Annotated in this window: 5 protein-coding genes; 1 reads left to right on the top strand and 4 read right to left on the bottom strand. The window is 67.2% G+C overall.

The window, feature by feature from the left end; translation table 11 throughout:
- The coding region (locus NBV68_RS14980) for a thiamine phosphate synthase (protein ID WP_296311162.1) at positions 1-459 on the bottom strand (459 nt) is incomplete at its 3' end.
- Positions 460-481: 22 nt separating this feature from the next.
- On the opposite strand from NBV68_RS14980, the gene NBV68_RS14975 reads away from it, so the two are divergent.
- Positions 482-1144, top strand: coding sequence for a YggS family pyridoxal phosphate-dependent enzyme (locus tag NBV68_RS14975; RefSeq protein WP_296311160.1), 663 nt, complete (start codon positions 482-484; stop codon positions 1142-1144).
- Positions 1145-1271: 127 nt separating this feature from the next.
- On the opposite strand, the gene NBV68_RS14970 is transcribed toward NBV68_RS14975, so the two are convergent.
- The 3 genes from NBV68_RS14970 to NBV68_RS14960 all read right to left on the bottom strand — a co-directional run.
- Positions 1272-4019 carry a TonB-dependent receptor gene (locus NBV68_RS14970; protein ID WP_296311157.1) on the bottom strand — a complete coding sequence of 916 codons (2748 nt, stop codon included), beginning with the start codon at positions 4017-4019 and terminating at the stop codon, positions 1272-1274.
- A 111-nt stretch (positions 4020-4130) separates the two neighbouring features.
- The gene (locus NBV68_RS14965; protein ID WP_296311151.1) at positions 4131-6890 is read right to left on the bottom strand and encodes a [protein-PII] uridylyltransferase; all 2760 of its coding nucleotides are present in this window, start codon (positions 6888-6890) and stop codon (positions 4131-4133) included.
- Between the two features lie 21 nt (positions 6891-6911).
- Positions 6912-8342 (bottom strand): class I adenylate-forming enzyme family protein (locus tag NBV68_RS14960; protein WP_296311148.1); only part of this gene is annotated, 1431 nt, incomplete at its 5' end.

Genomic DNA, 8342 nt, shown 5'->3' with positions numbered 1-8342 from the left:
GATCACCGGCAGCCGCGATTGCCGCGCCAGCATGCGAAAGCGCACCGGTCCGAGCGTCCCCCCGCCGGGATGCGTGGCCGTCGGGAACACCGGCGAAAGCAGCGCCGCATCCGCCCCGAGCCGCGCGGCAAGGCCCAGCTCTGCAAGGTCATGCGCCGTGGCAAGATGCAGAAGGCCCGCCCGGCGCGGCCACAGCGCGCGCGGTGCGCCATAAATCCCGTCCGCGCCCCATTCGCGCGCGGTCAGCGCCGAATCGGCAAGCATCACCACGTGGCCTCGCGTCCTCGCGATCCGCCGAAGCGCGCGAAAGCGGGCGAGGCGGTCGGCCGGCTCGAGGTGATAATGCCGGTAGATCAACCCCGAGCCGCGCGGCAGCGCGGCGAGGGCCCGCTCGAGCGCCGCATCATTGCGGGCGTCGGAGATCAGCCACAGGGCGGGGAGGGTCTTTGCGCGAGGCACGGCTCCGCTATAGAGCGCCCCAATGGAAAACGCAGCCACCCGCCTCGAAACCGTCCGCGCCAATATCGCCCGCATGTGCAAGCCCGCGCGCCGCGAGCCCTCCTCGGTCACGCTGATCGCGGTGAGCAAGACCCATGATGCACCCGCGATCCAGCCGCTGATCGACGCGGGCCAGCGGGTCTTCGGCGAGAACCGGGTGCAGGAGGCGCAGGGCAAGTGGCCCGCCTTGCGCGAGGCCCATCCCGATATCGCGCTCCACCTCATCGGCCAGCTGCAATCGAACAAGGCCGATGAAGCCGTGGCGCTGTTCGATTGTGTCCACTCGCTCGACCGGCCGAGCCTGCTGACCGCGCTCGCCAAGGCGATGGACAAGGCGGATCGGCAGGTGCCGTGCTTCGTGCAGGTCAATATCGGCGACGAGGCACAGAAGGGCGGCTGCCCGATTGCGGAACTTCCGGCGTTTCTGGAGTCGGTGCGGCGGACGGACATCCCGCTCGCCGGGCTGATGTGCATCCCCCCGGCAGACACCGAGGCTGCGCCGTTCTTTGCCTTCCTCGCCAAGCTTGCGGCGGATCACGGGCTGACCGGCCTCAGCATGGGCATGAGCGGCGATTACGAGACTGCTGTGATGCTCGGCGCGACGCATGTGCGGGTGGGGACAGCGCTGTTCGGCAGCCGGGGCTAAGGCCCCCCGCCTCAAGTAGCGAAGTGGTGGGAGGACAAAACCCCCGCCTCAAGCAGCGAAGCGGTAGGTCGACAAAAAAAGGGCGCTCCGTTGCCGGAGCGCCCCCTTTTTTGCGCGAAGGCCCGGCTCAGAAGTTGAACCGGCCGGTCACGCCGTAGACGCGCGGTTCGGCGAGGAAGTGCGAGAACAGCTGGCGCCCGCCCGGGAACTGCGGATCGAGGAAGGGCGCCGAGGTGGTGCCCGCCTGGAACGGCGAGTTGAAGGCGACCTGGGCGTAGTCCTTGTTGAAGATGTTCTGGCCCCAGAACTCCAGCGACCACTTGAGATCGGGCCCGCGGATCCCGATGCGCGCGTTGAACAGCGCGAAGGCCTCCTGCTCCTTTTGCGGGAACAGGTCGGAGCCGGTGTTGAAGCCCTCGGTGTAGCGCCCGTCGAAGTAGACGAGGCCGGTGAGCCCGCCCGAGCCGAGCGCCGGGGTCCAGGTGATGCTGCCGGTCGCGACCCATTCGGGCGCGTTCGACAGGTTGTCGCCGGGCAGCTTGCGCAGCGCCGGATCGAGCGGTGCGCCCGCGCTGGTGCCGACCAGATCGTCGACATAGCGGGTGCGCGCATAGGTCACGCCGCCCGCCAGGTTGAGATCGGCGGTCGGATTGATCTGGGTTTCAAGCTCGATACCCTGAGTGCGCACGCCGTAGCCGACATCGGCGGCGGCGCAGGCACCGGTGGTCGCGCTGGTATCGGTATCGGCCGAAGGCCCGCCGACCAGATCGCCGTTGCAGCCGTTGACGTTCTGCACCAGGAACACCGTTCCGTTGAAGGTGTTCAGCTGGAAGTTGCTGAAATCCGAACGGAAAGCGGCCATGCTGAGGCTGAACGGGCCGGTCGCATACTTGAGACCCAGTTCGTAGCTGTCGACCAGCTCGGGATCGAACTGGAGGTTGCCGACCAGCGCCTGCGTCCCGGCCTGCCCGCCGAACGGCAGGATCGGCGACTTCAGCGCCGAACGGTCAAGGTTGAAGCCGCCCGCCTTGTAGCCGCGCGCGAAGCTGCCGTAGACCAGCAGGTCGTCGGTCGCCTTCCACGAAAGGATCGCGGTGCCGGTCCATTCGTCCTCGGAGCGGCTGTCGTTGATCGACACGCCGTTCAGTTCGGCGGTCGAGTTGCCCTGGCACGAGAGGCCGATCAGCGAACCGGCCAGCGCGCGGGCGGTGGCGTTGGTGCTCGACAGGTCGTCGAGCAGCAGGCCCTGCACCGTGGTGCACACCGTGTTGTCGTTGCCGAAGGTGGCGTCGAAGTCCTTCTTGTCGTTGGTGTAGCGCAGGCCGAGGGTCAGCGCGAGGCGATCGGTGATGTTGACAATGTTGTGGGTGAACAGCGCCCAGTTGGTGCCGTCCTGGAAGTAGCGGTCGTTCGTCGTGCCGCGGTCGCGGAGACCGTCGAGCGCGGTGAAGCCGGCGACGATGTCCGCGCCCGAAGCCCCGGTCGCAGCCGCAAGGGTTGCCGGGCCCACGCCGGGGGTGACGCACAGCGGGTTATTGGGCGAATAGAGCCCCGCAAGGCCCCCGCCCGAGATGATGCGGCAGTTCGCGAAGCGGCCATACTGGGTGCCGAAGCGCAGGTTGTCGCGCGCGGTCAGCTTCTCGTTGGCGAAGAAGCCGCCGACCAGCCAGTCGAGCTTGCCGTCGAAGGCTTCGCCCTGCAGGCGGATTTCCTGCGTGAAGGTATGGAACTGGCGGTAGGCGTCATCGCTCTCGGCGCGGTAGAGGATGTCGACCGTGCCGTAATCGGTGTCCGAGGCCTGGCCCGAACGATATTCGCGATAGGCGGTGATCGAGGTCAGCGTCGCCCCGCCGAATTCGTAATCGACCTGCGCCGAGAAGCCGTAGTCCTTGGTGACGCCGGCAAAGCCGCGGCCCGGGGTCACCGAAACGGTGCGGTCGAAGCCCTGGTTGAAGGCGCCCAGATTCTGGCCGAGATCGCGCAGCACGTTGATGATGTTGTTGCCGTTGGTCTGCAGCGGCGTGAGCGGGGTCGAGGGATTGTTGAGATTCCCGATCGACGGGGTGATGCTGGCATCGACATAGGTCGCCGCGCAGCACTTCTCGTCGCGATAGGTGTAGTCCGCGATCAGGCGGATCGAAAGCGCGTCGGTCGGCTCGAACAGCAGTTGCCCGCGCAGGAAGACGCGGTCGCGATCATTGATGTCGGTGTTGTTGGCGGGATCGGTGTAGAAGCCGTCACGCTTCACATAGATGCCGTCGACACGCGCCGCGATGTTCTCGGCGATCGGACCGGTGATGCTGCCGCCGAGGCGGAAGAAGTTGTAGTTGCCGTAGGTCGCCTCGGCGGTGCCGCCGAAGGTGAACTCGGGCTTCTTGGAATAGATGCTGATCAGACCGGCCGAGGAGTTGCGGCCGCCGAGCGTGCCCTGCGGGCCGCGCTGGACTTCGACGCGGTCAAGCTCGCCCAGCTCGTTGAGGCCGATGCCCGAGCGCGAGCGATACACGCCGTCGATAAACACCGGGACCGAGCTTTCGAGGCCGGGGTTGTCGCCGACGGTGCCGATCCCGCGGATACGGGCCGAGCCGTTGGCTTCCGAACCGGTCGAGGACACCAGCAGCGAGGGCGCGACCTGGTTCAGCTGGCGGATGTCGTTCGCGCCGGAGTTGATGAGCGTGTCGGAATTGATCGCCGAGATCGCGACCGGCACGTCGGCCAGCGCCTGCTGGCGCCCTTGCGCAGTGACGATGATCACGTTGTCGGGCTGGAGTTCTTCCTCGCCGACCTGCTCGTCCTGAGCGAAGGCAGCAGTGGGGATGAACGCCATGCCGGCGCCAAGCAGCGCCAACGCACGCAGCGAAGTAAAGGATTTCATCTAGTCTCTCTCCCAAATTGTGGTCTTGTTTTGATAGTGGACTAACCGGATCGCGGCCGAGTGCAAACGGGGCTTTCACTCAAGCGTCAAAATTTGCCACAGGTGTGGCATTTACGCCTTTTCGAGCTGCTCCTGCCGCAGGTCGCTCGCCGCGGCGAGCAGCGCGGCCTCGATCTCGGCGAGGCGTTCGGGGGCCTTGACCTTTGAGGCGGTCAGATCGGTGACATAGAAGGTGTCCGCCGCCGCCTCGCCATAGGCGGTGATGTGCGCCGAATGGACGATGAGGTTGGCCTTGTAGAGCGCATGGGCGAGCCGGTTGAGCAGTGCCGGACGGTCGCGCGCGGTAACCTCGATCACGGTGAAGTGGTTCGAGGCGTCGTTGTCGAAGCCGACCCGCGGGGCGACATCGAAGGCTTTCGCGCGCGAGTGCGCCAGCGGCCGCGCGGCGAGCTTGGGCACCAGTTCGACCTTGGCGAGCAATGCGTCACGGATGCCCTTCTGGATGCGCGCCATCTGCGCATCCTCGCGGAACGGCTGGCCGTTCTGGTCCTGCACCAGGAAATTGTCGACCGCATAGCCGCTGCGCGCGGTGTGGATGCGCGCGTCGATGATGTTCGCGCCGGCGAGGTGGATGCCGCCGGCCATGCGGTAGAACAGCCCCGGGTGGTCGGCGGCGATGACGCTGACGCGGGTCGCGCCGCGTGTCTCGTCGACCTCGCAGGCGATTGAGAGCGCCTCGCCTGCGGCTTCAGCGGCGTCGTACTGGGTGAGGTTCCCGGCGATGATCTCCTCGGGCTCGGCGATCCAGTAGGCATCGCCGAGCAGCGCACCGATGCTGTCGACGAGGTGATCCTGATCCCCCAGCAACCGCTGCACGGCGTCCTTCTTCGCCATCACCCTCGCCTTGCGACCGTTGCCCTTGTGGCCCAATCGCAGCCGTTCCTGCGCGGCGTCGAAGAGCTCGCCGAGCAGCTGCGCCTTCCACGAGTTCCACGTGCCGGGGCCGACCGCGCGGATATCGACCGCGGTGAGGATCGCGAGATTGCGCAAGCGCTCGAGGCTCTGCACCTCGCCGACAAAATCCTCGATGGTCTTGGGGTCGGTCAGGTCGCGCTTCTGCGCGGTGCGGCTCATCAGGAGGTGGTGGAGCACCAGCCAGGCGACGAGGTCGGTCTCGCGTCCGTCGAGCCCGAAGCGCGGACACAACCGGTGGGCGACATCCGCGCCGAGCACCGAATGGTCGCCCCCGCGTCCCTTGGCGATATCGTGGAGCAGCACCGCCACATAGAGCGCGCGGCGCGAGGCGAGCTTGGGGAACTCGGCGGTCGCGCGCGGATGATCGGCGACCAGCAGGCCCCGCTCGATCTGGCTGAGTAGCCCGATCGCGCGGATGGTGTGCTCGTCGACGGTGTAGTGGTGATACATGTCGAACTGCATCTGCGCGTTGACCCGGCCGAAATCGGGTACGAAGCGGCCGAAGACGCCCGCTTCGTTCATCCACCGCAGCGCGTTCTCGGGATCCTTGCGGCCCGCCAAAAGCTCGAGGAACAGCGCATTGGCGCGCTTGTCGCGGCGCAGCTTGCCGTCGATCAGCTTGGCGTCGCGCCCGGCCTGACGCATGGTTTCGGGGTGGACCTCGAGCCCCTCGGCCTCGGCGAGCTGGAACACCTCGATCAGCCGCACCGGATCGGCCCTGAACCACTCGTCACCCGGAGCGCGCAGGCGGCCGCCTTCGACGGTGTAGCCCTTGAACTGGCGGGGGCGCTGCGTCCAGCCGGCGAAGAACCCGGTGCGCGGGCGCTTCTTGGCCATCTCCTCGTCGAGGTGGGCGAGGAACACGCCGGTCAGGCTGCCGACGCGCTTCACCTGCAGGAAGTAGTACTGCATGAACCGCTCGACCGCGCTCTTGCCCGGGCGATCGGCGAACAGCATGCGCTCGGCCACCTGCCGCTGGAGATCGAAGGTCAGCCGGTCCTCGGCGCGGTCGGTGATGAGGTGCATGTGGCAGCGCGCGGCGAGCAGAAAGCCCTCGGCGCGGCGGAAGCTGCGGTATTCGCTGGTGGTCAGCAGGCCGACATCGACCAGCTGCGCGGCATTGTCGACGCGGTGGACATATTTGCCGATCCAGTAGAGCGTCTGGAGATCGCGCAAGCCCCCCTTGCCCTCCTTGATGTTGGGCTCGACCACATAGCGGCTGTCGCCCATCCGCTTGTGCCGGACATCGCGCTCGGCGAGCTTCTGGGTCAGGAACTGCCGCTCACCGCCCTTGGCGACCTCGTTCCAGAAGCGGCTGCGCAGCTCTTCATAGAGAGCCTGTTCGCCCCACACGATCCGGCTTTCGAGCAGCGCGGTGCGGATCGTCAGATCCTCCTTCGCCATGCGGATCGTGTCGGAGACGGTGCGGCTGGAGTGGCCGACCTTGAGGCCGAGATCCCACAGCAGGTAGAGCATCGTCTCGATCACCTGCTCGCACCACGGCGCGCGCTTGCCGGGGGTGATGAAGGCGACATCGACATCCGAATGCGGCGCCATCTCGGCGCGGCCATAGCCGCCGACCGCGAGGATCGCGAGACGCTCGGCCTGGGTCGCATTGGGGACGGGGTAGAGATGCGTGGTGACGTGATCGTGGATCACCCGCAGCAGCTGGTCCATCAGGAAGCTGAAGCCGGCGGTGACCTCGTGCCCCGCCGACGGCGCCTCGAGCAGCCGCCGCGCAAGCTCGGCGCGGCCCGAGTCGAGCGCGCGCCGCAGTGCGGTGACGATCGCGGGGCGGGCAGCGGCGGCGCCCGACGCGCACAGCGCCTCGATCTCCTCGGCCAGCGCGCGCCGGTCGATGATCGCGCGCTGTCCGGGGACGCGGGAGGGGCTCATGGCCTGTGGCTCATGCTGCGATCACGCGGCGACGGCCTCGGCGAGATAGCGGGCTTTGACAGTGCGCTTGTCGATCTTCTGCGTGCCGAGCCGCGGCAGGGGCTCCTGCGCGAACCAGATCTGGTGTTCGAGCGGCACCTTGAAGGGCGCGATTCGCTCGAGCAGGAAGGCGCGCAGCTCGGCCGGGGTGATCGCGGGGCGGCCTTCCTTCATCGCATAGACCGCCGCGGGCACCTCGCCGAAGCGTTCGTCGGGCAGGCCGAACACCGAGCATTCGCCGATGTCGTCATGCGCGTAGATCGCGTCCTCGACCTCAATGCAGGTGATGTTCTCGCCGCCGCGGATGATGATGTCCTTCTTGCGGTCGACGATGAACAGGTAGTCGTCCGCGTCGAGATAGCCGAGATCCCCGGTGCGGAAATAGCCGCTGTCGGTGAAGGCGGCGCGGGTCGCTTCCTCGTTCTTCCAGTAGCCGCGGAAATTGGCGACCGAGCGGATACACACCTCGCCCACCTGACCGTGCGGCAGGGCGTTGCCGGCATCGTCGAGGATCGCAAGATCGACCATCGGCTTCGACGCGCGGCCGGTCGAGCCGGGCTTGGCGAGGTAGTTCTCGTTGAAATTGCCGCAGCCCACCGCGTTGGTTTCGGTAAGGCCATATCCGAGCAGCGGGAAGCCGCCGGGGAAGGCTTCCTTGATGCGGTTGACGTGCTCGACCGGACGCGGCGCGCCGCCTGCCGCGAAGCTCTTGCACTTCGACAGGTCGTAATTGGCGCGGTCGGGGTGATTGGCGATCTCGTAGCTCATCAGCGGCACGCCGACGAAATATGTGACGCCTTCCTCGGCCATCAGCCGGATCGCGAGGCCGGCGTCCCACTTGGGCATGAGAACGAGCTTGCGGGCAATCGCGAAGCTCTGGAGGAACAGCGGCACTTCGCCCGTGACGTGGAACAGCGGCACGGCGACCAGCGCGCAGGGCTGGTCGGTCAGCGCTTCGCCTTGCGATTCGACATGCACCTTGGCCATCGCCGACTGGGCGACGTAGTTCATCACCGCATTGACGACGCCGCGGTGATCGGACCAGGCGCCCTTGGACTTGCCGGTCGAACCCGAGGTGTAGAGGATCGTCGCGAGATCATCGGGGCCGAGCTCGCCGAGCAGGGCGATCGCCGCAGGCTCACCCTCGGGCGCGGCCCAGGTGGCGGCGAGGCCCTCGGCGGGAGCGTTGCCGTGGCCGAACAGCACGATTCTGGCAGGGTGGGCATGGCCATCGAGCCGCGCGGCGCGGCCCTCGTCGGCGAGCAGCACCTTGCACTCGGCCAGTTCGAGCCCGTAGGCGAGCTCCTCGCCGCTCGAGAAGCCGTTGAGCAGGGTGGCGCAGCCGCCCGCCATCAGGATCCCCATGTAGGCGATCATCCAATTGGCCGAGTTGCGCGCGGCAAGCCCGATGCG

The sequence above is a fragment of the Erythrobacter sp. genome, assembly GCF_023653175.1.
Taxonomy (GTDB): Bacteria; Pseudomonadota; Alphaproteobacteria; order Sphingomonadales; family Sphingomonadaceae; genus Erythrobacter.
This window is presented reverse-complemented; position numbering and strand designations above follow the sequence as displayed.

Bases quoted from the DNA above. Each gene is read 5' to 3' on its own strand.
- NBV68_RS14975 (WP_296311160.1), top strand. From the start codon at position 482: ATGGAAAACGCAGCCACCCGCCTCGAAACCGTCCGCGCCAATATCGCC.
- NBV68_RS14970 (WP_296311157.1), bottom strand. From the start codon at position 4,019: ATGAAATCCTTTACTTCGCTGCGTGCGTTGGCGCTGCTTGGCGCCGGC.
- NBV68_RS14965 (WP_296311151.1), bottom strand. From the start codon at position 6,890: ATGAGCCCCTCCCGCGTCCCCGGACAGCGCGCGATCATCGACCGGCGC.